The 25,536-nt window shown below is 70.3% G+C and carries 23 protein-coding genes and 1 riboswitch; of the genes, 5 read left to right on the top strand and 18 right to left on the bottom strand.

All coding sequences use genetic code 11. From position 1 onward, the window contains the following. Nucleotides 1-123 precede the first annotated feature (123 nt). From ACFYRY_RS12385 to ACFYRY_RS12370, 4 genes are all read right to left on the bottom strand, one after another. A complete protein-coding gene (locus tag ACFYRY_RS12385) occupies nt 124-621 on the bottom strand; it encodes a DUF5304 domain-containing protein (protein ID WP_389143057.1) in 498 nt (165 codons plus the stop codon). Nucleotides 622-678: 57 nt separating this feature from the next. Then, nucleotides 679-1,848 (bottom strand): ArsA family ATPase, encoded by a 1,170-nt coding sequence (locus ACFYRY_RS12380; protein WP_389143054.1) that lies wholly within the window; start codon nt 1,846-1,848, stop codon nt 679-681. A gap of 59 nt (nt 1,849-1,907) precedes the next feature. Then, on the bottom strand, nt 1,908-2,351 hold the full coding sequence (locus tag ACFYRY_RS12375; protein WP_389143051.1) for an SRPBCC family protein: 444 nt from the start codon (nt 2,349-2,351) through the stop codon (nt 1,908-1,910). 126 nt (nt 2,352-2,477) lie between these two features. Next, entirely contained in the window at nt 2,478-3,233 is a 756-nt protein-coding gene (locus ACFYRY_RS12370) for a metallophosphoesterase (protein ID WP_389143753.1), read from the bottom strand. A gap of 385 nt (nt 3,234-3,618) precedes the next feature. Here ACFYRY_RS12370 and ACFYRY_RS12365 point away from each other — a divergent pair, with 385 nt between their 5' ends. Beyond that, on the top strand, nt 3,619-5,415 hold the full coding sequence (locus ACFYRY_RS12365; protein WP_389143049.1) for an AMP-dependent synthetase/ligase: 1,797 nt from the start codon (nt 3,619-3,621) through the stop codon (nt 5,413-5,415). 22 nt (nt 5,416-5,437) lie between these two features. Here the strand turns inward: ACFYRY_RS12365 and ACFYRY_RS12360 are convergent, their stop codons facing one another. Together ACFYRY_RS12360 and ACFYRY_RS12355 are read right to left on the bottom strand one after the other, a co-directional pair. Then, the gene (locus ACFYRY_RS12360; RefSeq protein ID WP_389143750.1) at nt 5,438-7,024 is read right to left on the bottom strand and encodes a GMC oxidoreductase; all 1,587 of its coding nucleotides are present in this window, start codon (nt 7,022-7,024) and stop codon (nt 5,438-5,440) included. A gap of 139 nt (nt 7,025-7,163) precedes the next feature. Further along, nucleotides 7,164-8,306: a glycosyltransferase family 4 protein gene (locus tag ACFYRY_RS12355; RefSeq protein ID WP_389143047.1), complete on the bottom strand. Its 1,143-nt coding sequence runs from the start codon at nt 8,304-8,306 to the stop codon at nt 7,164-7,166. 121 nt (nt 8,307-8,427) lie between these two features. Between ACFYRY_RS12355 and ACFYRY_RS12350 the strand changes: the two genes are divergently transcribed. After that, complete coding sequence (locus tag ACFYRY_RS12350) at nt 8,428-9,663, top strand: glycosyltransferase 87 family protein (RefSeq protein ID WP_389143044.1); 1,236 nt, start codon at nt 8,428-8,430, stop codon at nt 9,661-9,663. Nucleotides 9,664-9,680: 17 nt separating this feature from the next. Here ACFYRY_RS12350 and ACFYRY_RS12345 read toward each other — a convergent pair whose 3' ends face one another. The 5 genes from ACFYRY_RS12345 to ACFYRY_RS12325 all read right to left on the bottom strand — a co-directional run bounded on the left by ACFYRY_RS12345 (nt 9,681) and on the right by ACFYRY_RS12325 (nt 15,056). Then, nucleotides 9,681-10,877: a hypothetical protein gene (locus tag ACFYRY_RS12345; RefSeq protein ID WP_389143042.1), complete on the bottom strand. Its 1,197-nt coding sequence runs from the start codon at nt 10,875-10,877 to the stop codon at nt 9,681-9,683. A gap of 31 nt (nt 10,878-10,908) precedes the next feature. Continuing rightward, a complete protein-coding gene (locus ACFYRY_RS12340; RefSeq protein WP_389143040.1) occupies nt 10,909-11,931 on the bottom strand; it encodes an NlpC/P60 family protein in 1,023 nt (340 codons plus the stop codon). 226 nt (nt 11,932-12,157) lie between these two features. Then, nucleotides 12,158-13,195 (bottom strand): NlpC/P60 family protein, encoded by a 1,038-nt coding sequence (locus ACFYRY_RS12335; protein ID WP_389143038.1) that lies wholly within the window; start codon nt 13,193-13,195, stop codon nt 12,158-12,160. Between the two features lie 209 nt (nt 13,196-13,404). Next, nucleotides 13,405-14,748 carry an NYN domain-containing protein gene (locus tag ACFYRY_RS12330; RefSeq protein ID WP_389143035.1) on the bottom strand — a complete coding sequence of 448 codons (1,344 nt, stop codon included), beginning with the start codon at nt 14,746-14,748 and terminating at the stop codon, nt 13,405-13,407. A 68-nt stretch (nt 14,749-14,816) separates the two neighbouring features. Next, nucleotides 14,817-15,056 (bottom strand): hypothetical protein, encoded by a 240-nt coding sequence (locus ACFYRY_RS12325; RefSeq protein ID WP_389143033.1) that lies wholly within the window; start codon nt 15,054-15,056, stop codon nt 14,817-14,819. A 195-nt stretch (nt 15,057-15,251) separates the two neighbouring features. Here ACFYRY_RS12325 and ACFYRY_RS12320 point away from each other — a divergent pair, with 195 nt between their 5' ends. Continuing rightward, nucleotides 15,252-15,995 (top strand): rhomboid family intramembrane serine protease, encoded by a 744-nt coding sequence (locus ACFYRY_RS12320; RefSeq protein ID WP_389143031.1) that lies wholly within the window; start codon nt 15,252-15,254, stop codon nt 15,993-15,995. After that, entirely contained in the window at nt 15,992-16,273 is a 282-nt protein-coding gene (locus ACFYRY_RS12315) for an Lrp/AsnC ligand binding domain-containing protein (protein ID WP_356776441.1), read from the top strand. Before ACFYRY_RS12320 ends, ACFYRY_RS12315 begins: the two co-directional genes overlap by 4 nt. A gap of 15 nt (nt 16,274-16,288) precedes the next feature. Here the strand turns inward: ACFYRY_RS12315 and ACFYRY_RS12310 are convergent, their stop codons facing one another. From ACFYRY_RS12310 to ACFYRY_RS12285, 6 genes are all read right to left on the bottom strand, one after another. After that, nucleotides 16,289-17,662: an aminotransferase class V-fold PLP-dependent enzyme gene (locus ACFYRY_RS12310; RefSeq protein WP_389143028.1), complete on the bottom strand. Its 1,374-nt coding sequence runs from the start codon at nt 17,660-17,662 to the stop codon at nt 16,289-16,291. 179 nt (nt 17,663-17,841) lie between these two features. Then, a riboswitch (SAM riboswitch) is annotated at nt 17,842-17,958 on the bottom strand. Nucleotides 17,959-18,029: 71 nt separating this feature from the next. Continuing rightward, a complete protein-coding gene (gene trpD / locus ACFYRY_RS12305) occupies nt 18,030-19,094 on the bottom strand; it encodes an anthranilate phosphoribosyltransferase (RefSeq protein ID WP_389143026.1) in 1,065 nt (354 codons plus the stop codon). Between the two features lie 136 nt (nt 19,095-19,230). After that, entirely contained in the window at nt 19,231-20,871 is a 1,641-nt protein-coding gene (locus ACFYRY_RS12300) for a cytochrome bc complex cytochrome b subunit (protein WP_389143023.1), read from the bottom strand. Then, entirely contained in the window at nt 20,868-21,941 is a 1,074-nt protein-coding gene (locus tag ACFYRY_RS12295; protein WP_389143020.1) for a Rieske 2Fe-2S domain-containing protein, read from the bottom strand. Before ACFYRY_RS12295 ends, ACFYRY_RS12300 begins: the two co-directional genes overlap by 4 nt. Beyond that, entirely contained in the window at nt 21,938-22,747 is an 810-nt protein-coding gene (locus ACFYRY_RS12290; protein ID WP_389143017.1) for a c-type cytochrome, read from the bottom strand. Before ACFYRY_RS12290 ends, ACFYRY_RS12295 begins: the two co-directional genes overlap by 4 nt. 63 nt (nt 22,748-22,810) lie before the next feature. Then, nucleotides 22,811-23,431, bottom strand: coding sequence for a heme-copper oxidase subunit III (locus tag ACFYRY_RS12285; protein ID WP_389143015.1), 621 nt, complete (start codon nt 23,429-23,431; stop codon nt 22,811-22,813). 189 nt (nt 23,432-23,620) lie between these two features. Between ACFYRY_RS12285 and ACFYRY_RS12280 the strand changes: the two genes are divergently transcribed. After that, nucleotides 23,621-24,022 carry a hypothetical protein gene (locus tag ACFYRY_RS12280; protein ID WP_389143012.1) on the top strand — a complete coding sequence of 134 codons (402 nt, stop codon included), beginning with the start codon at nt 23,621-23,623 and terminating at the stop codon, nt 24,020-24,022. A 129-nt stretch (nt 24,023-24,151) separates the two neighbouring features. Here the strand turns inward: ACFYRY_RS12280 and ACFYRY_RS12275 are convergent, their stop codons facing one another. Further along, nucleotides 24,152-25,426 (bottom strand): Ig-like domain-containing protein, encoded by a 1,275-nt coding sequence (locus tag ACFYRY_RS12275; protein ID WP_389143009.1) that lies wholly within the window; start codon nt 25,424-25,426, stop codon nt 24,152-24,154. Nucleotides 25,427-25,536 lie beyond the last annotated feature (110 nt).

Here is a 25,536-nt window from a genome sequence, read left to right as displayed (position 1 = left end):
TTCGGTCGAGCCCCGCTATGGCCAACCGTACCCGAGGCCCTGTCGCCAGGTCCCCGTCGTCCGCCCGGGGCGGCGATCCCCGGCCGGGGGCCCTGGAAGGGCGGACGACGGGTCCTCAGGGGTTCAGTCCAAGTCGATGCGTTCGCCCGGGCCGGGGTCGTCGCCCTTGCCGTCGCGGGGCTCGTCCTGGTCGCGTGGGTCGGTGTCCCGGGCGGTCCATCGTCGCTCCTGCGACTGGACCGCCGACCGGTACGCGGCCAGCAGCTCGTTCCCCGCGGCGGCGAGATGGTCGAAGAGGTCCGGGTTGCGCTCGATCACGGGTTCCACGGCGGACTTGGCCTGCTGGACGACCTGCTTCACCACCTGCTGGGCGGCCGGACCGGCGACCGCGCCGAGCAGGGGGGACTGCAGGCCGGACAGCTTGTCCGCGACGGAGTCGACGAGCTTGCGCAGCTCCTCGGCGGCCGAGCCCGGCGGCGGGCCGTACTCGGTGCGTCGGCGGGCCTTCTCCGCCGCGAGGTCCTCGGCACACGCCGTCGCCCAGGCGTCGGCGTCGGTCGCCCGCACCTCGTCGACGGCCTCGCGCCCGCCCTCCTCGGACTGGGGGAGCTCTTCGCTCATGACGGACTCCTGACTACGGTTCGTCTCTACGACGTTACCCGAACGGGCGTATCCGGTTCACGGGGTCCGCGGCCAGAGTTCCGGGTCCGGCGCGAACCGGACGCGCAGCTCGCCCTCGCGCAGTGCGGCACCGGCGACGGTGCAGCGGCGCAGGGCGGACGGCAGCGCGACGATCCGGCGGAACTGGCCCGCGCTGACGACGAGTTCGTCGCCGCGCCGGATCAGGTCCAGCTCGTCGCGTATGGCGCCGGGCAGCGGGATGCGCCAGACCAGCACCCCGTCCTCGGCGAGGTGGTCGGTCACGGGCCACTCGACGGTGGACGTCGTGCCGTTGACCCCGGGCACGCCGAGCGCGCCGAGGTCGTCGGCGCCCCGGGGGTCGTGGCCGAGATGGGCGACGGGCCGTACGTCGTAGGCCGCCCGCCACTCGTCCAGGGTCTTGCGCTGCTGCGCGATCAGACCCGCCGACCAGGAGTCCGCCGCCGCCTCGGGCAGGACCCGGCTGGCGACCAGGACGTCGGGCCGCAGGCCGCGCAGGGCGAGGGCGAGTCCCGCGTCGCGGACGGCGTCGGCGCCGGCCGGGCCGGGTTCGGCGACCAGCCGTACGACGGTGTCACGGTCGGCGAGGACCGCCCCGACGGCCGCCAGCTCGAGGTCCCAGCGGGCAGCGGTCTCGTACAGCCACTCGGAGGGCATGGGCACACCGGCCAGCCGGCCGAGGACGGGGCGCAGGGCGCGGGCCGCCTGGCGCTCGCTCGGCAGCAGGCGGCGCAGGTAGCGGCGCAGTTCCTCGGGCAGGGCGAGGAGGGCGAGCGCGTGCGGGGTGGGCGGGAGGTCGACGACCACCAGGTCGTGGGTGTCGGTGAGGGCGGCGTCCCGCAGGGATCGGAGCAGGGAGAGCTCCTCGGCGCCGGGGAGGGCGGTGACCTCCTCGGGGTCCAGGGGGGAGGCGCCGAGCAGGTCGAGGGCGGAGGCGGCGCGGGACTGGAACGCGGTCAGGTCGTCGCGGAAGCGCTGGGCCGCGTCCGGGCGCCAGGCGGTGAGGTTCGGCGCGACCTGCCGGGGGGCCGGGCCGGTCGCCGTGCCGAGTGCCGCGCCGAGGGTGTCGGTGCGGTCGGCACCGAGGACCAGGGTGCGGGTGCCCTCACGGGCGGCGGTGAGGGCGGTGGCGGCGGCGACGGTGGTGCGACCGCTGCCGCCGGGGCCCGTGATCAGGATGGTGCGCATGGGGGTGACCGTAACCGAGGCCGGCGCGCGGCCGCGTCGGGCCGGTGCCCGGCCGCCGATCAGGCCCGCGTCGACTCCACCCGCTTCTTCAGTCCCGCCAGCGCCCGGTCGATGATGACCTTCTCCGCCTTGCGCTTGATCATGCCGAGCATGGGGATCTTGACGTCGACGGTGAGCCGGTAGGTGACCTCGGTCGCCCCCGCGCCGGCCGGCTCGAGGAGGTAGGAGCCGTCGAGCGAGCGCAGCATCTGGGACTTGACGAGGGTCCAGGAGACCTCGTGGTCGCCGGTCCAGGTGTAGCCCAGGGTCTGGTCGTCCTTGATGGCGCCGGCGTCCATGACGAGACGGACGTGCTCGGCGCGGCCCTGCGCGTCGGTCTTGAGGACCTCCGCCTCCTTCACCTCTCCGGTCCAGTCCGGGTAGCGGGCGAAGTCCGCGATCACCGCCATGACGTCGGCCGGTGGCGCCTCGATCGTGATGCTCGAGCTGGTGTGTTCCGCCATCGCCGTGGCTCCTCCAGATACGGGCCGGTACTGAGGTCGTCCTGCGCACGTGTGTGCAGCGTGAAGGCTACCGCGCGGCCGACCAGCCGACTTCATCCCCCGTCCGCCCCGGTCACCGGGAAGCGCTCACCACTCCAGCGCCCACGGTTTTCCGCTGCCCGCGAAGTGCCCCACGTTCACGCATTCGGTCGCTCCGATGCGCATCCTGCGCACCAGCGGCTGGTGGACGTGGCCGAACAGCGCGTACCGGGGCCGGGTGCGGCGGATCGCGTCCAGCAGCGCCCGGCTGCCCCGCTCGAAACGGCGCGCGACCGTGTCGTAGACCAGCTCGGGCACCTCCGGCGGGATGTGCGTGCACAGCACGTCCACCTCGCCCACCGCCTCGATCTTCGCCGCGTACTCCTCGTCGCTGATCTCGTACGGCGTCCGCATGGGCGTCCGCAGTCCGCCGCCCACGAAGCCGAAGACCCGGCCCCCGATCTCCACCCGCTCCCCGTCCAGCACCGTCGTGCCGGGCCCGGCGTACTGCGGCCACAGGGGAGGCATGTCGACATTGCCGTAGGTGGCGTACGTCGGTGTCGGGAACGCGGCGAACAACTCGGCGTACTGCTTGCGTACCGCCTGCTCGATCACGTCCGCCCGGTCCCCGGCGACCTGGGCCCACAGCCGGGCCCCCAGCTCTCTGGCCTCCTCGAAGCGGCGGGCGGTGCGCAGTTCGACGATGCGGTGGGCGTTCTCGGCGCCGAAGAGGTCGGGGAAGATCCCGCGCGAGTGGTCGGCGTAGTCGAGGAAGAGGACGAGGTCACCCAGACAGATCAGGGCGTCCGCGCCCTCGCCGGCGCGGGCCAGGTCATGGGCGTTGCCGTGTACGTCGCTGACCACATGGACGCGCGTCCTGCCGTTACCGGGCCGTGAGGGTGCCATGACGATCAAGCGTAAGGGTGTGGGGCATACGTGAACAGTGGCGGCGGGACTTGCGGTTACTGGCCAGTCAGTTAGTGCGTCGACTACTGTGCGCGAAGAAACACCACGAAGAAAACACCACGAAAAAACAGCAGTCCGTGTGACGCGGCGAACATCTCTCCGGGGCCCCTGTCGAGAAAGCGATACCGACGGGTAACGTCCGGGCAGTCCAGTTGTGCTCAGGATTTCAACCACCGAGCCCCCCAAGGCCCGGGGTGAGGCCCTTGAGCACCTGCCCGGGCCTTGGACCGACCGTCGCATCACACAACGTCGTGGCGCCGGCGCCCTATGAGGAGCAGCAGTCTTGCGCGAGTTCAGCCTTCCGGCTTTGTACGAGGTCCCTGCGGACGGCAATCTCACCGACATCGTCCGGAGAAACGCCGCGCAGCACCCGGACGTCGCCGTCATCGCCCGCAAGGTGGGCGGCACGTGGCAGGACGTGACGGCCACCGTGTTCCTCAGCGAGGTGCACACGGCCGCGAAGGGGCTCATCGCCTCCGGCGTGCAGCCCGGTGACCGGGTCGGCCTGATGTCCCGTACCCGCTACGAGTGGACGCTGCTGGACTTCGCGATCTGGAGCGCGGGCGCGGTCACCGTGCCGGTGTACGAGACCAGTTCGCCGGAGCAGGTCCAGTGGATCCTCAGCGACTCGGGCGCCACCGCCTGCGTCGTCGAGCAGGGCGGCCACGCGGCCACCGTCGAATCGGTGCGGGAGAGCCTGCCCGCCCTCAAGCACGTCTGGCAGATCGAGGCCGGTGGCCTGGAGGAGCTGGGGCGGCTCGGACAGGACGTCACCGACGAGGCGGTCGAGGAGCGCAGCCAGCTCGCCAAGGCCGACGACCCGGCGACCATCGTCTACACCTCGGGCACCACCGGGCGTCCCAAGGGCTGTGTGCTCACCCACCGCAGCTTCTTCGCGGAGTGCGGGAACATCGTGGAGCGGCTGCGCCCGCTGTTCCGCACCGGCGAGTGCTCCGTCCTGCTCTTCCTGCCGCTCGCGCACGTCTTCGGCCGCCTCGTGCAGATCGCGCCCATGATGGCGCCGATCAAGCTGGGCATGGTCCCGGACATCAAGGAACTCACCGACGAGCTGGCCGCCTTCCGGCCGACGCTGATCCTGGGTGTTCCGCGGGTCTTCGAGAAGGTCTACAACTCGGCCCGTGCCAAGGCGCAGGCGGACGGCAAGGGCAAGATCTTCGACAAGGCCGCGGACACCGCGATCGCCTACAGCAAGGCGCTGGACACGGCGTCGGGCCCGTCCCTCGGGCTGAAGATCAAGTACCGGACGTTCGACAAGCTCGTCTACAGCAAGCTGCGCGCGGTCCTCGGCGGCAGGGGCGAGTACGCCATCTCCGGCGGCGCCCCGCTGGGCGAGCGCCTGGGACACTTCTTCCGCGGCATCGGCTTCACGGTCCTGGAGGGCTACGGCCTGACCGAGTCGTGTGCCGCCACCGCCTTCAACCCGTGGGACCGCCAGAAGATCGGCACGGTCGGCCAGCCGCTGCCCGGTTCGGTGGTGCGGATCGCGGACGACGGCGAGGTGCTGCTGCACGGCGAGCACCTGTTCAAGGGGTACTGGAACAACGAGGCCGCGACCGCGGAGGCGCTCGCCGACGGCTGGTTCCACACCGGTGACATCGGCACCCTCGACGAGGACGGCTATCTGAAGATCACCGGCCGCAAGAAGGAGATCATCGTCACGGCGGGCGGCAAGAACGTGGCCCCGGCCGTGATCGAGGACCGGATCCGGGCGCACGCCCTGGTGGCGGAGTGCATGGTGGTCGGCGACGGGCGGCCCTTCGTGGGCGCGCTGATCACCATCGACGACGAGTTCCTGGGCCGTTGGGCCGCCGAGCACGGCAAGCCGGCCGGCTCCACCGCGGCGTCACTGCTGGCCGACGCGGACCTGAACGCGGCGATCCAGGCCGCGATCGACGACGGCAACGCCGCGGTGTCGAAGGCGGAATCGGTGCGGAAGTTCCGCATTCTCTCCTCCCAGTTCACGGAGGACTCGGGCCACCTCACGCCGTCCCTCAAGCTCAAGCGCAACGTGGTGGCGAAGGACTACGCGGCCGAGATCGAGGCCATCTACCAGAAGTAGCCCATCCCGGTCCGACGACGGCTCATGGCGCGGTGTCCTCCACCAGGACCCGCGCCATCGTCCGTTCGGCGAGCGCGGTGATCGTCACGAACGGGTTCACCCCGATCGATCCGGGCACCAGCGAGCCGTCGGTGACGTACAGCTTCGAATACCCCTTCACCCGGCCATAGTTGTCGGTCGCCTTGCCCAGCACGCAGCCGCCGAGCGGGTGGTACGTGAAGTCGTCGGCGAAGATCTTGTTGGAGGAACCGAACAGGTCGTACCGGTAGATCGTCGAGTTCGCCGCGTTGATCCGGTCGAACAGCTTCTTGGCCATGCTGACGGAGACCGCGCTCTGGGCGGCGGACCAGCCGAGCCGTACCCCGCCGGTGCCGCTGTCGTACGAGAACGACGCCCGTTGCGGGTTCTTGGTGATCGCCAGATAGAGACTGACCCAGTGCTCCAGCCCCGCGGGCAGCGGGGCGATCTCGGCGAAGACCGGGTTGGCGGCGTTGGCCCAGTCGTCGATGCCCATCACCGGCATGGTCGACTGGTTGGCGCCGACGGTGTCCCACAGATGGTTGGCCCGCCCGAGCATCACGTTCCCGTTGGTGCCCCAGCCCGCCCCGACACTCGCGTCCAGCCTGGGCAGCGTGCCGGTCGCCCGCGCCCGGACCAGGAGTTCGCTGGTCCCGACGCTGCCGCCGCCGAGGAAGAGGTACGTGCAGCCGTACTGCTTGGTCTCGACGATCGCGCCGGTGTCGTCGATGCGGTCGGCGGTGAGGACGTACGTCCCGTCGTTCGCCCGGCTGATCGCGCGCACCTTCTCCATGGTGTGGATCGTGACGTTGCCGGTGCCCAGCGCCTGCGCCAGATACGACTTGTCGAGGCTGCGCTTGCCGTAGTTGTTGCCGTAGATGACCTCCCCTCCGAGGGCCGACTTCGTCGCCGTGCCGGCCGCCTCGCGCTGCATGTAGCCGAAGTCGTAGACGCTGGGTACGAAGGTGGTCTTCAGCCCGGCGTTCGCGGCGTGCTTCCGGGAGACGCGGGTGAACTGGTACCACTCGGTCGACTCGAACCAGGCGGGGTCGACGCTGTTGACGCCGAGCATGGCGCGGGCGCGCGGGAAGTACGTGGAGTACATCTCCGTCGCGTCGACGGTGGGGAACTGCTCGGCGAAGTAGGACTGGAGCGGGGTGACCGCCATCGAGCCGTTGACCAGGGAGCCGCCGCCGACCCCCCGGCCCACGAAGACGGACATGTTGTCGTAGTGCACCCGGTCCAGGACGCCGGGGTAGCGGCTGATGTCGCGGTTGACGACGTCCAGCCAGAGGAAGGAGGCCAGCGGCGCCTCGGTGCGGGTGCGGAACCACATGGAGCGCTGGTCCGGGGCGGTGGTGGAGCAGAAGACCTTGCCGTCGGAAGCCGCGGTGTTCCAGAGCCGGCCCATCTCGATCATGACGGTGCGGATGCCGGCCTGACCGAGTCGGAGAGCGGCGACGGCGGCGCCGTAGCCGGAGCCGACGACGATCGCGGGGGCGGTTTCGACCGAGTCGGGTTCGGCGGCCCGGGCCGACTGGAGGCCGACACGGGTGAAGCCGAGGGTGGCGGCGGTCTGCAGGGCGACCATGCCCAGTATGTGACGTCTCGTCAGCTGACGCTGCATCAGTTTTGCTGTCATGTGCGCAGCATGTGCGGATTTTCGGGTTCCGCCTAGAGCTGTGGCGGACTTGGATCGGACCTTTGTAAGGGTCTTTGCGGAGTCTCCGTCACAGCAGCGCCCTGAGCCTCTCGGCTAGCAGGTCCCAGCGCCACTTCTCCTCGACCCACGCGCGCCCCCGGTCCCCCATCCGCCGGCGCAGACCGGCGTCCCCGAGGAGCACCACGATCCGCTCCGCGGCCTCCTCCACCGAGCCGCCGCGCACCACCCAGCCGCTCTCGCCGTCGAGGACCGCGTCGGGAGCGCCGCCGGAATCACCGGCGACGACGGGCAGCCCGGTCGCCGAGGCCTCCAGGTACACGATCCCGAGCCCCTCGACGTCGAGCCCGCCCCGCCGGGTCCGGCACGGCATCGCGAACACGTCCCCGGCGCCGTAGTGCGCGGGCAGCTCGGACCAGGGCACCGAGCCGGTGAAGCGGACCGAGCCGGCGACCCCGGTCTCCCGGGCCAGCCGCCGCAGGTCCTTCTCGTAGGGGCCGCCGCCGACGATCAGCAGCACGGCGTCCGGCTCGGCGGCCAGGATCCGGGGCATGGCGAGGATCAGCGTGTCCTGCCCCTTGCGCGGGACCAGCCGGGACACGCACACCACCACGGGCCGGTCGGTCAGCCCGAGCCGGGCCCGGACCTCGTCGCCGCCGGAGCCCGGGTGGAAGGTCTTCTCGTCGACCCCCGGCGGCAGCTGCGTCATCCGCCCGGCCGCGTCCGGCGTCAGCGCCGTCGCGATCCGCGAGCGGGTGTACTCGCCGAGGTAGGTGACGGTGTCCGTGGACTCACCGATCCGGCGCAGCAGCTGCCGGGCCGCGGGCAGCTGCGCCCACCCGGCCTCGTGTCCGTGGGTGGTGGCCACCAGCCGCCCGGCGCCCGCCTTCCGCAGCGCCGGCGCCATCAGGCCGAGCGGCGCCGCCGCCCCGAACCACACCGATCCGCACCCGTGTTCGCGCAGCAGGCCGACGGCCCGCCGGGTCACCCGGGGCGTCGGCAGCAGCATCGTGGTGGCGTCCCGTACGACGGTGAAGGGCTGCTCCGCGTCGAAGGCGGCCGTCGCCTCGGCCCCCTCCCGGCCGCGCTTCCAGGTGGAGGCGTACACGACCAGCCGCTCGGGGTCGAGCCTGAGCGCCATGTTGTGCAGGAACGCCTGGATCCCGCCGGGTCGGGGCGGGAAGTCGTTGGTGACGACGAGAGTCTTGTCCATCGCGGCCGACCCTACCGAACCGGCCGCTCACGGCCGTCCGGGCTCGCGTCTGTGGCACGCTCACAGCGGGGCAGGACATCATGTTCCCCTCAAGACAGGAAATCGAACGGCAGGGGATCACGTGGAGACGACAGGCGCGCGGCGGTCACTGACCGGCCTGCTGCTCACCTGGGGCGTGACCCGGCTGCTGCTGTTGCTCGTGGTGTTCAAGGTGTACGTCTTCCCCGGCCCGGACGTCACCAGCGACGTGTCGGTGATCTACCAGGACTGGTACAACGTCCTGCGCACCGGCACCTTCCCGCTGGACGACGTCACCTGGCAGTACCCGCCCGCCGCCGCCCTCGCCATCCTCTCCCCCGCGCTGCTGCCCAGCCTGGACTACACCTCCGCCTTCTTCGTCCTCGCCTTCCTCGCCGACCTGGTCGTGCTGGCGCTGCTGGTGTACGCGGGCCGGCGCCCGGACAAGCGGCTGCGCGGCGCCTGGGTGTGGGTGGCGGGCGTCCCGCTGCTCGGCCCGACCGGATACGCGCGCTACGACGTGATGGTCACCGCGGTCGCGGTCGCCGCCCTGCTCGCCGGGTCCCGGCACCCGCGTCTGATGGGCGCCCTCGCGGGCTTCGGGGCGATGCTGAAGGTGTGGCCAGCGCTGCTGCTGCTCGGCGTCCGCACCCGCCGCGTCTGGGCCGCAGCGGCGGTGACCGTGTCCGGGCTGGCCGCGCTGTTCGCCGTCACGATGCCGGGCGCCTTCGCCTTCCTGACCTTCCAGCGCGACCGGGGCACCGAGGTGGAGTCGCTCGGCTCCCTCGTCTTCCATGTGGCCCGGCACCACGGCTGGGGCGGCGAGGTGCAGCTGAACTACGGCTCGGTCGAGTTCCTCGGCCCGTGGGTGACCATCGTGAGCACGGCCGCGCTCGCGCTGACCGGCATGGCCTTCGGCTGGCTGCTGCTGTGGCGGCTGCTGGCGACCCGGTTCGAGGCGCACACGATGGCCGACACGGCGTTCGTGGCGGTGCTGATGTTCACCACCACCAGCCGGGTGATCAGCCCGCAGTACCTGGTGTGGCTGGTGGGCCTGGCGGCGGTCTGCCTGTGTTTCCGGGCGAGCCGGATGGGTGTGCCCGCGGTCCTGGTCCTGGCGGCGTGCTTCGTGACGGTGCTGGAGTTCCCTCTCTGGTTCGCCCACGTCGTGGCGAGCGACCCGCTCGGCGTCACCCTTCTCGCCGTACGCAACGGCCTGCTGGTGCTCGCCGGCATCGCCGCCGCCCGCGTCCTGTGGCGCGCGACGGTCCCGAAGCCGGCCGCGCCGCTGCCCCCCGACGAGCCCGCCCACCCCCAGGAGGCGTCCGCCTCCTCCTGAGCCGGCGGGGAGCCGCCTCAGCTCAGCTCCTCCCGCAGGTAGTCCCGCCACCGCGCGGTGAACTCCTCCGGTGTCGTGTCGAGCACCTTCTTCATCGCGTCCTCGACCGCGCCCGCCCGTTTCTGATGCGTGCCCACGGCCCGGTAGAACTCGCCGAGCCGTACCTCGCCCCACCGGCCCGCGATCATCCGGCACGCCATCCAGCCGCCCTCGTAGGCCTCTGCCAGCCCCGTCGCGGCCCCGCTGAAGCCGAAGTCCCGGTCGGACGGCAGGGCGTCGGGCACCTCGCCTTCCCCCACGGACTCGTGCAGCTCCGGCGCGGCCTCCGCGGCGGTACGCCCGCTGTCGCGGTAGCCGACCCAGTCCGCGTACCCCTCGGACAGCCACAGCGGCGTCGCGGGCGTGGTGTCGGCGCGGGTGGCGACATGGGTGGTCTCGTGGGTGAGCACGACCTGTTTGCCGAGCGGGCCGAGCACGCCGTACGCCTCGGGGTTGACGATGATCCGGTCCGCGGGCGCCCGCGTCTGGGCACCGGTCTCGCCGGTGGTCACGGCCGCTATCCCGCGGTACGAGGAGGCGGGCGAGCCGAGCAGCCCCGCCATGCCGGCCAGCGACTTCGGTACCAGGACCACGACGTGCCCGGCCCAGTGCGTGCCCCACGCGTCCGACACGGCGGGCACCGCGCGGTCCGCCAGGTCCGCGTAGGAGTGCAGCGTCTCACTGCTCTGTCCGACCCCCAGGACCAGGCTGTGCTTTCCCCGTACGGCGATCACCTCGCCCTGGTCCCACAGCTGCTGGGAGGCCTTCCGGGCGGGCCGCTCCGCGTCCACGTACCACTGCCCGCCCGCGTCCCGGGACAGCGTCAGGGTGCGGCCCGCGATGACCGGGGCCCGGTCGTAGCCCTGGACGCGGTAGCCGAGTTCGGCGTCGGCGGTGGCCGTGTCGCCGGTGCGGTGCAGGGCGGTGACCCGGTAGGACCAGGCGGCGAGCGGGACCGCGCCGAGGTTCCCGAACCAGCTCAGCGCGCCGGTCCGCACGAACGCCGCCCGGTCCCGGTCGAGCACCGCGGTGGCCCGCCGGTCGAGGACCCGCTGCACCTCGGCCTTCGCGCTGTCGGTGGCGGGCCGGCCGCCGCAGCCCACCAGGACCATCAGCAGCGCCAGGCACCACCCGACGACTCCACGCCCCGACCCCGCCCGCCCTCGACCTGCCACGCCCCGATCGTACGGGGGCGTGGCCGCGCGGTCAGACCCTTGTGACGGTCGCGCCCGGGATCATGTTCACCGGGTCGTAGCGCACCGGGGCCCCGGGGTAGGGCGCGTGGATCACCTGGCCGTTGCCCATGTACATCGCGACATGGCTGGCGTCGTTGCGGTAGGTGACCAGGTCACCGGGCCGGGCCTGGGACAGCGGGACCTGACGGCCGGCGAAACGCTGGGCCTGCGAGGTGCGCGGCAGGGCGACACCGGCCTGCGCGTACGACCACTGCATCAGGCCCGAACAGTCGAAGCCGGAGGGCCCGTTGGCGCCCCAGACGTACGGTCTGCCGAGCGCGGAGCGGGCGGCGGCGATGGCGGCCTCGGCCCGGGAGGAGGCCGGCGCGGCGCTCCCGAGGTCGGGCAGGCCGGCGCGGCCGGAGCGGGAGACAGTGTCGTAGGCGGCACGCTCCTCGGTCGGCAGGGAGTCGAGCAGCCGCCGGGCCTTCGCGAGCTTCTTCTCGACGGTCCGCTTGTGGGAGACGACGGCCTTGCGGCTCTTGTCCAGCTCGCCGAGCTTGCGGATCGCCTCCGAGCGTTCCTGGGCGAGTTCACGCATCGCCGTCTGGAGGTCCTTGAGCGCCCCGGCCTGGTGGACGCTGATCCGGTCGAGGACGGCGGCCTTGTCGAGGTAGTCGTCCGGGTCGTCGGAGAACAGCAGCGCGAGGGAGGGGTCGAGGCCGCCGGAGCGGTACTGGGCTCCGGCCAGCGAACCGAGCGCCTCCCGCATGGAGTTGATGCGCTCCTGCTGCCGGGCGATCCGGTCCTGGGCACCGCCGACCTCGGTACGCAGCGCGTCGGCGTTCTCGTCGGCCTTGTTGAAGGCCTCGGTGGCCTTCTCGGCCTCCTCGTAGAGACGGTCCACCTCGGCACGGGTGTCGTCGCGCGGTGCGGCGACGGCCGAGGTGGCCGGGAAAACGCCGAGGGCCGCGGCCGCGGCTGACATGACACAGAGCGCTGCACCGGCGCCCCGGTCGAACCCGGACGGTGCAAGGCGGCGATGGGACCCCACGGGAAGCCGAACTCCTTCCGACTGGCGGACAAGGAAACGCGGCAGACAGTAGCCCCGGGCGGGGGGCCTCACCAAAGACCTCGGCGGGCGAATAAAGCGGCGCCCCGCCTCAGACGCAGGTCATGGGCGGGGCGCGGGGTCAGTTCACCTCATCGTGATTCGCCCGTTCGGGCGGCAAGGTGTGTTGATCTTCCAGGAGTTCGCGACGGCGGTCCGGGGCGGACCGTCAGACCCGGACGCCGAACATGAACGGGCCCCCGATGGTGCCCATCGACTCGTAGCGGACCACCGTGCCGGTGCGCGGGGCGTGGATGATCTGGCCGTTGCCGGCGTAGAGACCCACGTGGTGCAGGTCGTTGAAGAAGAAGACCAGGTCGCCGACCTGGAGCTGGCTCTGCGAGTAGATCCTCGTCCCGATGTTCGCCTGCGCCTCGGAGGTGCGCGGGATGCCGACGCCGGCCGCCGCGTACGCACCCGAGGTGAGGCCCGAGCAGTCGTAGGAGCCGGGGCCGGTGGCGCCGTAGACGTACGGCTTGCCCAGCTGGCTCTGCGCCCAGGCGTAGGCCGCCCCGGCCCGGCCGGAGGCGGCGGTGCTGGAGCCGAGGACCTCACGCCCGCTGTCGCGGCTGGCGCGTTCCTGGTCGGCCTCGAGCTTGGCCTTCTCCGCCGCGGTCAGGGAGTTGTAGAGCGTGCGCGCCTCGGAGAGCTTCGCCTGGACTTCCTTCTTCTTGTTGCCCAGTTCGGTGCGGGTGGAGGCGAGGTCCTTGAGCTTCTCGGACGCCTCGGAGCGCTCCTGCGCGAGCTCGCGCTGCTTCTCCTGGATCTTCTTCAGCGCCTCGACCTGCTGAGCGCTCAGCTGGTCGGCGGTGGAGGCCTTGTCCAGGTAGTCGTCCGGGTTCGACGACAGGAACAGCTGGAGTGAGGGGTCGACGCCGCCGGTGCGGTACTGGGCGGCGGCCGCCAGGCCCATGGAGTCGCGCAGTACGTTGAGCTCGTCCTGGCCGCGGGCGACGTTGTCCTGGATGGTGGAGATCTCCTTCTGGAGCTTCTCCTGCTTCTCCTTGGCCCCGTTGAACTTCTCGGTGGCTGCCTCAGCCTCTTCGTAGAGCTTGTCGACCTTGGCCTTGACCTCGTCCTTGCTCGGCTTCTCGCTCGGCGCGGCATTGGCGGCCTGCGAGCTCAGAGCTACGGCGGCAGCGGCTGCCGTGGTCAGCACGGTCACGCGCGCACGGCTCGGTTGCTTGGGTCGACGATGGGACGCCACGGAGGTGAACTCCTTCTTTTGAGTGATCACCCGCTCGGAGGTTCGAGTGCAGACCTTAGTGACCCTCTTGTGATCAGTTCAAATCCTCAAGAGAAAAATCTCGTCACACCATGCATTCTTTGCTCACAACCCACATGCAGTGACGCCCGGTTGACGCTACGTTGCGCGACGATGCCCTCAATTCGGGCATCACGGCCGTACGTTGACCTTCAGGACAGCCGCTTGAGAAGCACCGCAGAAGCGACCGGCCGCGCCCCCGCCCGGGCCACCCCGTCGGCCACCTCACGGTCGGTCGAGGCGACGATGACCGGACGCCCCGGAGGCTCCGCGCGCACCAGCTGGCGGATCAACTCGTCGGCGGTGACACCCGGCTTGGAGAACAGCACCCGCACCCCGCGCGGCGGCGCCAGGAGCACCGGCGCGGCCAGCTCGGCCCCGTCGAAGACACAGGTCACCTCGGCGCCGGTCTGCGCGGCCAGCTGCGAGAGCTGCCCGAGGAGCCGCAGCCGCTGCTTCTCCAGGGGCATCTGGGGATAGCCGGTCTTGGTGACGTTGTAGCCGTCGACGACCAGATGGGCCTGCGGCAGCGCGAGCAACTGGTCGAGGATCGCGGGGTCGTTCTCGGACAGGGCCCGCGCGGCGATGTCCTTCGGGGTCATCCGTCCCGGTTCGACCGCGTCGACGGTCTCCGCCGGCCGCACCGACACCGGCGGCAGCGCGAGTTCCCGGCGCAGCCCCTGGGTCGCGTCGAGCAGCGTGTCAAGGAGCAGCCGTACCCGCATGTCCTCGACGCTGCGCCCCTCCCGGGCCGCCCGGCGGGTGGCCTCCAGGCCCGCCTCCGCCTCCCCGAGGCGCGCCTTCAGCCGCCGCGTCTCGCTCTCGGCGGCGGACAGCTGGGACTGCCCCTCGGAACGCAGGGTCTCCATCTCGCCGTGCGCCTTGCGCAGCGCCGCCTCGCCCCGCTTGACGTCACTCAGCGCCGCGCGCAGTTTGCGGTGCAGCGACTCGGCTTCCTTCTTGGCCGAATCCAGCTCGGTGCGCAGCCGCTCGGTCTCGGTCCGGGTCTGCTCACGGGCCCGGTCGAGTTCCTCGCGCAGCCGCTCAAGCTCGGCCCGGTTCTCCTCCTCGACCCGCTCGGCGTCGGCCCGCTGGGCCTCCTCGCCGGCCGCGGTCACCAGCTTCACCCAGTCGGTGGGCCGCAGAACATAGGCCGCGGCCGCCACATCGAGCGGGTCCGCGGCCGGGGGCGGCGAGCCGGAGTCGAGAGCGCCGGACAGCTCCGGCTGCGCCTCTCTGAACTTCTCCCCGATGCGCTGCCGGAACAGCGGATCGCTCTCCAGGGCGGCGGCCATGGCGTTGCCGGCGAACTTGGCGCGCCGGTTCGGCGCGAACCGGGCGTACTGCCGCAGCTGGGCCGGCAGCTCCGCGACGGTCAGCCCGCCGAACCCGTCGGAGACGATCTGCACGACCCTGCGGCGCACACCGTCGGGCAGCGGACGGTCGAGCACCTCAGCGGCGCCGTCGGCCGGCCCCCCGCCCGTGCTCTCCACCATCGTCACCCCAATGCCTTTCGGGGCCCTCCCCCACTCTCGACTTCGCTCGAGCGGGGGGACCCCCATCCTCAGGAGCCGGTGCCCGGCCTGTCCACGAGTTCCACCTTGTCCACGGCGTTGCACCAGCGGCAGCGCACCGACTCGATGGTCTCACTCACCACGTCACGCTCCTCGACGTTCGGCTCTCCGGCGAGGTCGAGGTGGACGTACTCGACGACCTTCGACGAGCGGGTCACATCGAAGCGGGTGAGGTTGCCGCAGAGGGTGCAGCGCCACCGTGTCGTGGTGGTCGGCAGGGGAACCGTCATCGTGACTGTTCGCTTCCTTCTGATGTCAGTACTTATGGTGCCGGTACTTCCGGGTGCTTCCAGTGTCGACGACGCGCCGGACTCCCGGCACGTGTGGCTCGTTACCCTACGGCCTGGCGCGTACTCGCCGCTCGGGCGTCCACGGCGGCGAGGCGGCCTCGTCCGTTGCGTCCCCTTACGTCATGCTCTGTGTCCATGGTCAGCAACTGGAGCGAAGCGGTCGACAAGGCCCGAAGATCGGTCCGGTGGTCGTCGGCACCGGTCACATACGGGCTGATCGCCCTGTGCTGCCTGCTCTTCCTGCTCGGTCCGGCCGCCGGCCTGAATCCGGTGTACGGCTCCGGTGACACGCTGCTCACCGCTCAGCGGGCCTACTTCCACCGCTGGGGCGTGGTCCCGACCGAGCTGTTCGAGGGGTCGCCACGAGCCGCGCTGACGCCCGCCACCGCCCTGTTCGTCCACGGCAGCTGGGTGCACCTGCTGGGCAACATGCTCTTCCTCTACGTCTTCGGGGTGATGACCGAGGAACGCATGGGGCGCCTCCAGTTCACCCTCTTCTACGTCGGCTGCGGCTACCTCGCCCTGCTCGGTTACGCCGCCGCCAACGCGGACTCCGAGCAGTCCCTGGTCGGCGCGTCCGGGGCGATCTCGGCGGCCCTCGGAGCGTTCCTGTATCTGTTCCCCGGGGCCCGCGTGACCAGTCTCCTGCCTTTTCTGTTCTTCCTGCCGCTACGCTTCCCCGCCTGGGTCGTCCTCCCCTTCTGGGCGGCCCTGCAGTGGCTGGCGGCGGGCCGGGCGGCCTCGGGGCCGGGGGTGGCGTACCTGGCGCACCTGATGGGGTTCGGGCTGGGGTTCGGTTACGCGTGGGTGCGGTTTCGACGTGGGACTACAGTGAGATCCACCCCAGCTCCGGCCCCCGAGGGAGAGAACCAGCCGTGATCACCGCGATCGTGCTCATCAAGACCAGCGTGGACCGGATCCCCGAGATCGCCGAGTCGATCGCCTCGCTGGAGAGCGTGAGCGAGGTCTTCTCGGTCACCGGGACGTACGACCTGATCGCCATGGTGCGGGTGCGGCGGCACGAGGACCTGGCGGAGGTCATCCCCGGCCGGATCAGCAAGATCCCCGGGGTGGAGGGCACGGACACCCACGTGGCGTTCCGTACGTACTCCCAGCACGACCTGGAGGCGGCGTTCGCGATCGGGCTGGACTCCTGACCGGCGGAACCCTTCTCACACGGCCGGGACGCAGCGGCCGTCCTCGGTCCGGTAGCGCCACTTCGCACCCTCCCGCACGAGCTCCCGGACCGCGGTGACGAAGCGCTCCACGTGCTCGTCCGGGGTGCCCGCGCCGAAGCTCACCCGGATGGCGTTCAACGACTTCTCGCCGGGCGCGGCCTCGGGGGCGCCGCACTCGCCCTGGGTCTGGGGATCGCTGCCGAGCAGGGTGCGGACCAGCGGGTGGGCGCAGAAGAGGCCGTCGCGGACGCCGATGCCGTACTCGGCGGAGAGCGCGGCGGCGAAGTGGGAGCTGTTCCAGCCATCGACGACGAAGGAGATCACGCCGACCCGGGGGGCGTCGTCCCCGAACAGGGACAGGACCCGGACCTCGGGCACCTCGGCGAGGCCGGTGGTGACCTTCTCGATCAGGTGCCGCTCACGGGCAACCAGGGTGTCGAACCCGGCTTCCGTCAGCGCCTTGCAGGCGGCGGCGATGGCGTAGGCGCCGATGACGTTGGGCGAGCCGGCCTCGTGCCGGGCGGCGCTCTCGTGCCACTCCACGTCCACTCCCCCGTCCTCGCGCCGGGTGACCTTGCGGCTGGCGCCGCCGCCCGCGAGGTACGGGTCGGCCGCGATCAGCCAGTCGGCCCGCCCGGCCAGCACGCCGGAGCCGAAGGGGGCGTACAGCTTGTGCCCGGAGAAGGCGATCCAGTCGACGTCGAGGTCCTGCACCGAGACGGGGTGGTGCGGGGCCAGCTGGGCGGCGTCCAGGACGATCCGGGCGCCGTGGGCGTGCGCGGCGGCCGCCAGTTCCCGTACCGGCCACAGCTCCCCGGTGACGTTCGAGGCGCCGGTCACGCAGACCAGGGCCGGGCCGTACGGGTCCCGGTCGGCCAGCGCCCGCTCCAGGGTGGCCACCGCCTGCTCGGGGGTGCGCGGGGCGTCGAGGTAGCTGACCCGGGCGTCCTGCCAGGGCAGCAGCGAGGCGTGGTGCTCGGTCTCGAAGACGAAGACCTGACAGTCGGCCGGAAGCGCGGCGGCGAGGAGGTTGAGGGAGTCGGTGGTGGACCGGGTGAAGATCAGCTGGTCGTCGGCTCGGCAGTCCAGGAACTCGGCGACGGTCCGGCGGGCGTTCTCGAAGAGGTCCGTGGAGAGCTGGGACAGGTAGCCGGCGCCGCGGTGCACGCTGCCGTAGTAGGGCGCGTAGGCGGCCACGTCGTCCCAGACGCGCTGCAGGGCGGGCGCGCTGGCGGCGTAGTCGAGCGCCGCGTAGGTGACCTCGCCGCCGGTGACGAGCGGGACGGTGACATCCCGCCCCAGAACGGGCAGCGCACCCGAAATGTCACTGCGAACGGACTGGGCGGAGGCAACGGTGGGGACAGACATGGCGAACTCCCGTGAGAGGCAGCTGGAAACACCACGCGAGCGGATACGGCTCAAGCGCGGGTGAAGGTGAGAAAAAGGGGTGCGGAGGCGGGGCTCTGCGGCCCTATCGCATTCGCTGGCTCACGGAAGGCTCCTCGACGACCAGGACCCCTGGTGCGCTCACTCAGAAGAGTGCGAGGGGTCCGCGCTTGCCGTAGACCTCGCTGCCTACGGCCTGGTCTTCACCCGGGGCACCCCGCCACGGACGGAGGGTTGCCGGACAGTCGGCCGGGGCCTCATGACTGTCACTCATGACCTGGCCAAAAACGTACGCGACGTGATCGTGGTCCCGCAACCCGTGTCCGGATCGCGGGACATCGCCACGTCCTCAGGCGTTGCTGGCCGCCGCCCAGCGCTCCAGCGTCCGCTTGGCCGCGCCGGAGTCGATGGACTGGGCCGCCTTGTCCATGCCGGCCCGGATCTGCTCCGTCAGCGGCGCCCCGGTCGGTTCCAGCGCCACCAGTGCCGCCGCCGAGTTCAGCAGGACCGCGTCCCGTACCGGACCCCGCTCGCCGTCCAGGAGACGGCGGGCGACCTCGGCGTTGTAGGCGGGGTCGGCGCCTCTCAGCGCCTGCACCGGCACCAGATCGAGGCCGACGTGCCGCGGGTCGAAGGACTCCTCGCTGACCTTGCCGTCGCGCACGATCCACACCCGGGAGGTGGCCGTGGTGGTCAGCTCGTCGAGACCGTCGTCGCCGCGGAACACCAGCGCGGACGAGCCGCGCTCGGCCAGTACACCGGCGATGAGCCCCGCCATCCGGGTGTCGAAGCAGCCGATCGCCGAGGCGGTGACCTTGGCGGGGTTGGTCAGCGGACCGAGCAGGTTGAACGACGTCGGAATCCCCAGGTCCCGCCGGACCGCGCCGACGAACCGCATCGAGGGGTGGAACCTGGCCGCGAAGCAGAAGGTGATCCCGGCCTCCTCGACCACCCGGGCCACACCCTCGGGCGACAGGTCCAGGTTGATGCCGAGCTTCTCCAGCACGTCGGAGGATCCGCTCGCCGAGGACGACGCCCGGTTGCCGTGCTTGACGACCTTCGCCCCGGTGCCCGCGATCACGATGGCGGACATCGTCGAGATGTTGACCGTCTTGGCCCGGTCGCCGCCGGTGCCCACGATGTCGACGGCGGGTCCGGGGATGTCCAGCGGCTGCGCGTGCGCGTACATCGCCTCGACGAGACCGGTGATCTCCTCGACCGTCTCGCCCTTGGCCCGCAGCGCCACCATGAAGCCCGCGATCTGCGCGTCCGTGGCCTCACCGCTCATGAACCGGTCCATGGCCCACGCCGTGTCACCGGCGCTCAGATCCCGGCCGCCGAGCAGCGCGCTCAACACCTCGGGCCAGGAACGGCCCGCCGCGGTGTCGCCTCCAGCGGGGGTCACAGCGCTCATAAGCCGCTCCTGGGTCGGTCCCGTACGCCGGGGACACCGTTCTTCTCGTCGGGTCCACCCTATCCAGCGCCGGGCACGGCGAAGGGCCCCCGTCCGAAGACCGGACGGGGGCCCTTGCCGTGGTGTGGCGACGCGATCAGTGGTGGCCGTGGCCGCTGGTGATCTCCTTGTACTCCTCGACGCTCGGCTTGGGGATCTGGGCCTCCTCGCCGTAGTACGCCTCGCTGAGCTTGGCGCGGAGCTTCTCGGAGCCCTTCACCTTGCGCTCGACGCCGTTCTCGTCGACCGTCGGGCCGATCTCGGCCGGCTTGTACTGCTCGTGCGCCGTGAGCGTGTGCAGCTGCTCCTGGCTGAGCGGCTCGTGCACCTCGATGAACTCACCGTGCGGCAGGCGCTTGATGATGCCCGACTCGCGGCCGTGCAGCACCTTGTCCTTGTCGCGGCGCTGGAGGCCGAGGCAGATCCGCTTCGTGGCGAGGAACGCCAGGACCGGGGCGACGAAGAACGCGACCCGCACGAACCAGGTGATGGCGTTGATCGACAGGTGGAAGTGGGTGGCCCAGAGGTCGTTTCCACCACCGATCAGCAGCACCATGTACCAGGTGATCCACGCGACACCGAACGCGGTCCGCGTCGGGGCGTTGCGCGGCCGGTCCAGGATGTGGTGCTCGCGCTCGTCGCCGGTGACCCAGGACTCGATGAACGGGTAGACCGCGATCGCGACCAGGACCAGCGGGAAGATCACCAGCGGAATGAACACACCCAGGACGAGCGTGTGACCCCAGAAGTTGATCTCCCAGCCCGGCATGACACGGATCAGGCCCTCGGAGAAGCCCATGTACCAGTCCGGCTGGGCGCCCGTGGACACCTGGTCGGGACGGTAGGGGCCCATCGACCAGATCGGGTTGATCGAGGCGATCGCCGCGATGGCAGCGATGACACCGAAGACCAGGAAGAAGAAGCCTCCGGCCTTGGCCATGTAGACCGGCAGCAGCGGCATGCCGACGACGTTGTTGTTGGTCTTTCCGGGGCCCGCGAACTGCGTGTGCTTGTGGTAGAAGACCAGGATCAGGTGCGCCACCAGCAGGCCGAGCATGATGCCCGGCAGCAGCAGTACGTGGATCGAGTAGAAGCGGGCCACGAAGTCGCCGCCCGGGAACTCACCGCCGAAGAGGAAGAACGACAGGTACGTGCCGACGACCGGCACGGACAGGATCGCGCCCTCCATGAAGCGGACACCGGTGCCGGACAGCAGGTCGTCCGGGAGCGAGTAGCCGGTGAAGCCGGTGAACATGCCCAGGACGAACAGCAGGAAGCCGAACAGCCAGTTGACCTCACGCGGCTTGCGGAACGCGCCCGTGAAGAACACGCGCATCATGTGCACGAACATGCCGGCGAGGAAGATCAGCGCCGCCCAGTGGTGGATCTGCCGGATCAGCAGACCACCGCGCACATCGAAGGAGATGTGCATGGTCGAGTTGAACGCCTCGGACATCAGCTGTCCCTGCAGCGGGACGTAACTGCCGTGGTACTCCACCTCGTTCATCGACGGGTGGAAGAACAGCGTCAGGTACACACCCGTGAGGATGATGATGATGAAGCTGTAGAGGCAGACCTCACCCAACATGAACGACCAGTGGTCGGGGAAGATCTTGCGCATGTTGGACTTGGCCAGGGAGTAGATCCCCAGTCGGCCGTCGGCCCAGTCGGCGACCTTCTCGCCGGCCGGTGCCTTCCCGCGCGGGTCGCGCGCGTCGGTGGACTTCGTAGTGCTCATCCGCGCTCCCAGAATGCAGGACCGACGGGCTCTTCGAAGTCGCCGAGCGCCTCGAGGTAGCCCTGGTCGTTCACGCCGATGCGCAGCTGCGGCAGGGCGTGACCGGCGGGGCCGAAGATCACCCTGGCGCCGTCGGCGAGGTCGAAGGTGGACTGGTGGCAGGGGCACAGCACGTGGTGCGTCTGCTGCTCGTACAGGGAGATCGGGCAACCCACGTGGGTGCAGATCTTCGAGTACGCGACGATGCCCTCGTGCGACCACTCGAGCTCGCGCTTGTCCTTGATGTTGTCCGGCTGGATCCGGACGATCATCAGGGCCGCCTTGGCGATCTCGGTCTGGAACTCCTCGTCGTGCTCCTCCAGGCCCTCGGGCTTGGCGAAGGTCAGCGAACCGACCGCGACGTCGGAGGCCCGCAGCGGCTCGTTGGTGTTCATGTTGACGAGCAGCTTGCCCTTGGACCACAGGGTGTGGCGGAGCTTGGTCCCGGGGAGCGGTCCGAGGTCACGCAGGAGCATGACGCCGGACAGCGGGAACAGGGCCAGCGCGCCGAACATCGTGTTGCGGATCAGCTTGCGGCGACCGAGCGCGGACTCCTTGGCACCTTCCCGGAAGTCCGCGTGGACCTTCGCGCGGACCTCGGGGGAAGCCGAGATCGGGTGACGCTCGTCGGCGACCTCGACGTCGGACATCAGGGTGCGGGCCCAGTGGACCGCGCCCGCGCCGATCGTGAACAGCGCCGTGCCCAGCGTCAGGCCCAGCGCGAAGTTCAGCGCGTTGATGTGCCCGATCGGGAAGACGAAGATCGCCTTGTCGTGCGGGATGGTCACATACGAGGCGATGAAGCCGACGGTGGCCAGCATCGACACCGTGAACAGGAAGGCGACCACACGCTCGGACCGCTTGGCGGCCCGCTCGTCGATGTCCTGGACGCGGTGCTCGTGGGGCGGCAGGCCGGGGTCGGCGAACGGGTTCTTCTCGTCCGCGACGCCTACCGCGCCGTGCCCGTGCTCGCTGTGGCCGGCGGGCTGTTCCGCCGGCAGGTTCTCTTCTGGAATGTCTTGGCTACTCATGACTTCTTGGCCTTTGCGGTCCGAGCGGCGACCCAGACGGCGACCGCGATCAGCGCGCCGAGGCCGAAGATCCAGGCGAACAGGCCTTCGCTGACCGGACCGAGTCCGCCCAGCTCGAGACCGCCGGGGCTTTCGGTGTCGTCACCGTTGACCGCGTCGAGGTACGCGATGATGTCCTTCTTATTCTGCGTCGACAGCGTGCTGTCCGGGAAGGAGGGCATGTTCTGCGGGCCGGTCTGCATGGCCTCGTAGATGTGCTTCGGGTTGACGCCCTCGAGGTCCGGTGCGAACTTGCCGTGCGTGAGCGCGCCGCCCTTGCCGGTGAAGTTGTGGCACTGCGCGCAGTTGGTGCGGAACAGCTCACCGCCCTTGGCGATGTCGGCGCCCTGCGGGCCGTACTGCGCGTCGGTCGGAACGGACGGGCCGGCACCCAGGGAAGAGATGTACGCCGCGAGCTGGTCGATCTCGGCCTGCGTGTAGATGTTCTTCTTCTTAGGGATCTGCGCGCCTGGCTGCTGGGCCGGCATACGACCGGTTCCCACCTGGAAGTCGACGGCCGCGGCGCCCACGCCCACGAGGCTCGGACCGTCACTGCTGCCCTGACCGCCGGTCCCGTGGCAGCTGGCGCAGCCGACGGCGTAGAGCTTCTTGCCCTCGGTGATGGCAAGCGACTGGGCGGTTTCGTCGGCCGCAGCCTTGTCCGTGGGTGCGAACAGGACGTACAGCCCCCCGGTGCATGCCAGCGCGAGGAGTAGTACGACGACCGCCGCCAGCGGATGGCGTCGTCGTGCGGAGAGCTTTTTCACGGATTACCCCGGTGTCAGGATCTTCTGCGTCGATGCTTCTGGAATTGCGGGAGCGGTCCCGTGCTACTTGATCAGGTAGATCGTGGCGAAGAGGCCGATCCAGACGACATCGACGAAGTGCCAGTAGTAGGACACGACGATCGCGGCGGTCGCCTGCTCGTGCGTGAACCTCTTCGCCGCGTAGGTGCGGCCGAGGACGAACAGGAAGGCGATGAGGCCACCCGTCACGTGCAGGCCGTGGAAGCCGGTGGTCAGGTAGAACACCGAGCCGTACGGGTCGGAGGACAGGGAGATCCCGTCCTTCTTCACCAGCTCGGTGTACTCGTAGATCTGACCACCGATGAAGATCGCACCCATGATGAAGGTGACGATGAACCAGCCACGGAGCTTCTTCACGTCACCGCGCTCGGCGGCGAACACGCCGAGCTGGCAGGTGAGTGAGGAGAGCACCAGGATCGTGGTGTTCGTCGCCGAGAAGGGCACGTTGAGAGCGTGCGCCATCTCCTTCCAGTGATCAGGACCCGTCACCGATCGCAGGGTGAAGTACATCGCGAAGAGGGCCGCGAAGAACATCAGCTCGGAACTCAGCCAGATGATGGTTCCGACGCTGGTGAGGTTCGGTCGGTTGACCGACGGGTGCGCGTGCCCGGTGTCTACTGTCGTTGCTGTCGCCACGCCCGACATTATGTCGGTCGCTTATCCCGCCCTCACTCCCGGGGGTGCCGTTCGGAGTGTTCGCAGCTCGTGCGGTGCCCGGATGGACCATGGGAGCGGTGTGACGCCAGGTGTTGACGAAGTGCTCGAAGGAGTAGCATCCGCGGCATCGGGCTGAGCCCGTCTGGGTCCGTACGACGCCGAAGTCACGGAGGAAGCATGCAGCCGACCGCCACGGTGCTGGTCTACAGCGACGACTCCAACACCCGCGAGCAGGTGCGGCTGGCCACCGGGCGCAGGCCCGCACCGGATGTGCCCGTGGTGGAGTTCGTGGAGTGCGCGACGCCGGCGGCCGTGCTCAAGGAGCTGGACAGGGGCGGCATCGATGTCTGCGTCCTGGACGGCGAGGCCGTGCCGATGGGCGGCATGGGGGTCTGCCGGCAGATCAAGGACGAGGTCTTCAACTGCCCGCCGGTGCTCCTGCTGATCGGCCGGCCCCAGGACGCGTGGCTGGCCACCTGGAGCCGTGCGGAGGCCGCTGTGACGCTGCCGGTGGATCCGGTGGAGTTCGCGGCGGCGCTGGCCGGGCTGCTGCGGGAGAAGAAGGCTCTGAACGCCTGAGGGCGCCCCTGTGGGCTCGGGCGCCGTGGGCGCCCCTGCCTGCCTGTTCGGGCGACTGAGGGCGCCCCCTGTCCGTGGGCTCGCTGCCCCTGGACTCCTGGCCGTGGGCTCGCTGCCGCCGAGGTGGCGCTAGACGCTCTGCGGCCTCAGTCTTGCCGCTTCCTGCGTGTCCGGGCCCTGCGAGTCGCCGCCGGCTGTCAGGGCGCTGCCGCCGCGCCACTTGTCCCAGTCGAGGTTCCACTCGCCGAAGCCGTTGCCGAAGGTCTCCATGGTGTTGCCGTCCGAGTTGATGACCTTCACCACGTCGCCCTCACGGACGGTCTCGAAGAACCACTGGGCGTTGGCGGTGCTCATGCCGGTGCAGCCGTGGCTGACGTTGGCGTAGCCCTGGGAGCCGACCGACCAGGGGGCGGCGTGGACGTACTCGCCGCTCCAGGTGACCCGGGTCGCGTAGTAGACGGGCAGGTCGTAGGAGTCCGAGGAGCCCTCGGAGATGCCGACGGTGGCACTGCGCATACGTACGAAGTACTCCTTGCCCAGTACGACCTTGACACCGTTGCGGGTGTCGAAGCCGGGCTTGCCCGTGGTGACCGGGATCTCCTTGATGACCTCGTTGTTCTTGTAGACGGTCATCTGGTGTGAGGCGGCGTCCGTCACCGCGATGACACTGTCGCCCGTGGTCAGCTTCAGCGACTTGGCCTTGCCTCCCCACAGCCGGTCGCTGATCTTGATGCCTTCCAGGTTGCTGCGGACCTGGAGGACGGCGTGGGCGGGCCAGTACTCCTTGGGCCGGTAGTGGAGCTCCTTGTCGTCCACCCAGTACCAGGCTCCCTGCACCGCGGGGGTGGAGTCCACCTTGAGGGCCCGTTCGACGACGGCCCGCTGTGCCTTGTCCTTGACCGGCTTGCTCAGCTTGGCGGTGATGGGCTGGCCGACGCCGTACTCGCCCGCCTTCGGCCCGAACGTCACGTTCAGGCGCTTCTGGGTGGTGGGTTTGCCGGTGGTGAAGGTGAAGGTCTTGCGACCGGGCGCCCCGTCCTCGTCCTCGGTGCTCACCCGGATCTTGTAGTGGGCGTTGGCGGCCAGCGGAGAGGTGCTGTGCCAGCGGGTGCCGTCGGCGGAGAGTTCGCCCGCCACATAGCGTCCGGTGGCGTCCAGGGCCGTCACGTCCGTGATCCGGCCGTCGTCCTCGGCGGTGACTTCCAGGGGCTTGTCGGGGTCGGCCTTCTTGTCGTCCCCGGGGCCGTTGAAGGCGATCTGGTCCGCCGCGTCATAGGGCTCGGCGGACAGCGAGTCGTTGTCGCTGCTGCAGGCGGCGACACCGGAACCGAGGGCGGCCAGCAACACTATGCAGCTGACGACCGTCCGTGCTCCCGCGCCGCGAAAGGGCTCTGGATGGCTCATGACCTCAAGCTAGGAAGCTTTGTCAAGCATGGCGCGCTGGGTAACTCGAACGAGGTACGGAGCATGCGGCAAAAGCAGGAGCCCGGACGCTCCTCACGGAGTGTCCGGGC

It is taken from the genome of Streptomyces sp. NPDC005263 (genome assembly GCF_042872365.1).
Lineage (GTDB): Bacteria > Actinomycetota > Actinomycetes > Streptomycetales > Streptomycetaceae > Streptomyces.
Note: the sequence above shows the minus strand (reverse complement) of the source record. Positions and strands in the feature narration are given on the sequence as shown.

What these genes read in the sequence shown, in the direction of transcription:
- ACFYRY_RS12385 (WP_389143057.1), bottom strand. Translation starts at nt 621, where the DNA reads ATGAGCGAAGAGCTCCCCCAGTCCGAGGAGGGCGGGCGCGAGGCCGTC.
- ACFYRY_RS12380 (WP_389143054.1), bottom strand. Translation starts at nt 1,848, where the DNA reads ATGCGCACCATCCTGATCACGGGCCCCGGCGGCAGCGGTCGCACCACC.
- ACFYRY_RS12375 (WP_389143051.1), bottom strand. Translation starts at nt 2,351, where the DNA reads ATGGCGGAACACACCAGCTCGAGCATCACGATCGAGGCGCCACCGGCC.
- ACFYRY_RS12360 (WP_389143750.1), bottom strand. Translation starts at nt 7,024, where the DNA reads ATGGTCGCCCTGCAGACCGCCGCCACCCTCGGCTTCACCCGTGTCGGC.
- ACFYRY_RS12355 (WP_389143047.1), bottom strand. Translation starts at nt 8,306, where the DNA reads ATGGACAAGACTCTCGTCGTCACCAACGACTTCCCGCCCCGACCCGGC.
- ACFYRY_RS12330 (WP_389143035.1), bottom strand. Translation starts at nt 14,748, where the DNA reads ATGGTGGAGAGCACGGGCGGGGGGCCGGCCGACGGCGCCGCTGAGGTG.
- ACFYRY_RS12325 (WP_389143033.1), bottom strand. Translation starts at nt 15,056, where the DNA reads ATGACGGTTCCCCTGCCGACCACCACGACACGGTGGCGCTGCACCCTC.
- ACFYRY_RS12320 (WP_389143031.1), top strand. Translation starts at nt 15,252, where the DNA reads ATGGTCAGCAACTGGAGCGAAGCGGTCGACAAGGCCCGAAGATCGGTC.
- ACFYRY_RS12310 (WP_389143028.1), bottom strand. Translation starts at nt 17,662, where the DNA reads ATGTCTGTCCCCACCGTTGCCTCCGCCCAGTCCGTTCGCAGTGACATT.
- trpD (WP_389143026.1), bottom strand. Translation starts at nt 19,094, where the DNA reads ATGAGCGCTGTGACCCCCGCTGGAGGCGACACCGCGGCGGGCCGTTCC.
- ACFYRY_RS12300 (WP_389143023.1), bottom strand. Translation starts at nt 20,871, where the DNA reads ATGAGCACTACGAAGTCCACCGACGCGCGCGACCCGCGCGGGAAGGCA.
- ACFYRY_RS12295 (WP_389143020.1), bottom strand. Translation starts at nt 21,941, where the DNA reads ATGAGTAGCCAAGACATTCCAGAAGAGAACCTGCCGGCGGAACAGCCC.
- ACFYRY_RS12285 (WP_389143015.1), bottom strand. Translation starts at nt 23,431, where the DNA reads ATGTCGGGCGTGGCGACAGCAACGACAGTAGACACCGGGCACGCGCAC.
- ACFYRY_RS12280 (WP_389143012.1), top strand. Translation starts at nt 23,621, where the DNA reads ATGCAGCCGACCGCCACGGTGCTGGTCTACAGCGACGACTCCAACACC.
- ACFYRY_RS12275 (WP_389143009.1), bottom strand. Translation starts at nt 25,426, where the DNA reads ATGAGCCATCCAGAGCCCTTTCGCGGCGCGGGAGCACGGACGGTCGTC.